The sequence below is a fragment of the Chromobacterium sp. IRSSSOUMB001 genome (assembly GCF_023507765.1).
Taxonomy (GTDB): domain Bacteria; phylum Pseudomonadota; class Gammaproteobacteria; order Burkholderiales; family Chromobacteriaceae; genus Chromobacterium; species Chromobacterium haemolyticum.
The window spans coordinates 1-2,296 of sequence record NZ_JALCYU010000042.1; the positions used below are offsets into that span (position 1 = coordinate 1).

1 protein-coding gene is annotated in these 2,296 nt (G+C 69.2%); it reads left to right on the plus strand.

What is annotated here, in order from left to right; all coding sequences use genetic code 11:
- The coding region (locus tag MOV80_RS23175; protein ID WP_249605550.1) for an AMP-binding protein at positions 1–2,296 on the plus strand (2,296 nt) is incomplete at both ends.

Genomic DNA, 2,296 nt, shown 5'->3' on the forward strand with positions numbered 1-2,296 from the left:
CGCGCAAGCCGCCAGCGACGCGCCCCGCGTCGAACCGCGCTCCGACGCGGAACGCGCACTCGCCCAAATCTGGGCCGACGTCCTTGCCGTGCCCCTGCCCGGCATCGACGACAATTTCTTCGCCCTGGGAGGCGATTCCATCCTCTCCCTGCAAGTGGTCGCCCGCGCCCGCGACCAGGGCTTGGCCCTCAACGTGCAACAGCTGTTCAGCCGGCCCACCATTCGCCAGCTGTGCGAAGCGCCGGAGCCCGCCGACGACGGCGCAAGCGCCGCCGCGCGGCAAGCCTTCTCGCTGATTTCCGACGCCGACCGGCTGCGCTTGCCGGACGACGTGATCGAAGCGCTGCCCATGTCGCGGCTGCAGGCCGGCATGCTGTTCCACAGCGAGCTGTCGCAAAACGGCGCCATCTTCCACGACATTTTCAGCTTCGATCTGCGCCTGCCCTGGGACGAAGCCGCCTGGCGCGCTGCTGTTCGCCGCTTGGCGGAACGCCACGCCGCGCTGCGCACCACCTTCCACTGGAACGCCTACTCGGAACCGCTGCAGCTGATTCATCGCGACGGCGACATCCCGCTAAGCGTCGCCGACTTGCGCGCGCTGGCGCCCGAAGCGCAAAGCCGGGCGCTGGCCGACTTCGTCGCCGCGGAAAAAGCCCGGCCCTTCCAGCCACAATCCCCGCCGCTGCTGCGCCTCTCCCTGTTCCGGCTGGACACCGGCCGCGCGCGGCTGACGCTAAGCTTCCATCACGCGATTCTGGACGGCTGGAGCGTGGCCACCTTGGTCACCGACCTGCTGCGGCTGGCGCGGCACGCGCAAAGCGCCGGCCCGGCCGACGCGTCCGGCGCGCTAAGCGCGCTGTTCATCGAACAGGAAAAACAAGCCGAGAACGACCCTGAGCTGAAAGCGGCTTGGCGGCAACGGCTGGCCGGCTTGGAAGCCTCTGTCTTGCCCCGGTTGAGGCCTCAGCCGGCCGCGGGCGGCGCGCGCAGCGTCCGCCGTCTCAGCCGCATGCTGCCGGCCGAACTGTCCATGGCGCTGGACGCCGCCGCCGCGCGGCTGGCGCTACCGCTCAAAACCGTATTGCTCACCGCTCACCTGCGCGTGCTGGCGCTGCTGACCGGTTCCGCCGCCGCCAGCACCGGCTACGTCACCCACAGCCGCCCCGAGCGCGAAGACAGCGCCGCCGCGCTGGGCCTCTTCCTGAACACCGTTCCACTGAGCGTGGCACTGCGAACCGGCAGTTGGGCGCAACTGGCGCGCCGCGTCTTTGCCGAGGAAACGGCCTTGCAAGCGCTGCGCCGCCTGCCGCTGGCCGCCATCATGCAACTGAACCACGGCAGGCGCGGTTTCGAAATCGGCTTCAACTACATCCACTTTCATGTCTACGGACAGGCGCTGCGCTTGCCCGACGTGACGGTGGAAGGCGTGGAAGTGTTCGAGGAAACCGACTTTCCCTGCCTGGTGCAATTCAGCCGCGATCCACGAAACCAAGGCCTGGAACTGACGCTGGCCTGGGACGAGGCGGAATTCGACGCGCCGCAGATGGAGGATATGGCCGGCTATCTGCAAGGGGCGCTGGCGTCGCTGGCCGAAGATACCGACGCCGATTGGCTGGCCGCGCCGCTGCTGAACGCCGAGCAAGCCGCCCAGGCTCTGGGCCCCGCGCCGGTTTCCGTCGCCCCGCCGCACCCCGACCTTTGCAGCTGGTTCGAACACGCCGCCCAGGCCTTCCCCGAGCGCGTCGCCGTCCAGGGCGAAACCTCCGCCCTGCGCTACCAAGAACTCGACGCCCGCGCCAATCAGCTCGCAAGGCAATTACTCCAGCTCGGCGTGCAGCCGGAACAGCGCGTCGGCCTGTGCTGCCAGCGTCAGCCCGATCTCCTCGTCGCCATGCTCGCCATCCTCAAGGCCGGCGCTGCCTATGTCCCGCTGGACCCCGGCTATCCCGCCGAGCGCCTGGAGTTCCTCGTCCGCGACAGCGCCATCCATGTCGTCGTCGGCGACGCCGAGTCCGCCGATGCCCTGCCCGCCGGCCTCGCCCTGCGCTGGCTGGATGTGGCCGTCTCCTCCGGCGACGCCGCGCCGCCGCCGCGCCGCCTGCACCCGCAGCAGGCCGCTTACGTCATCTATACCTCCGGTTCCACCGGCACCCCCAAGGGCTGCGTGGTCAGCCAACACAATGTGGTCAGGCTGATCGCCGCCACCGCCGAGCGTTTCGCCTTCGGTCCCGACGATGTCTGGTCGCTGTTCCATTCCTACGCCTTCGATTTCTCGGTGTGGGAGATCTGGGGGCCG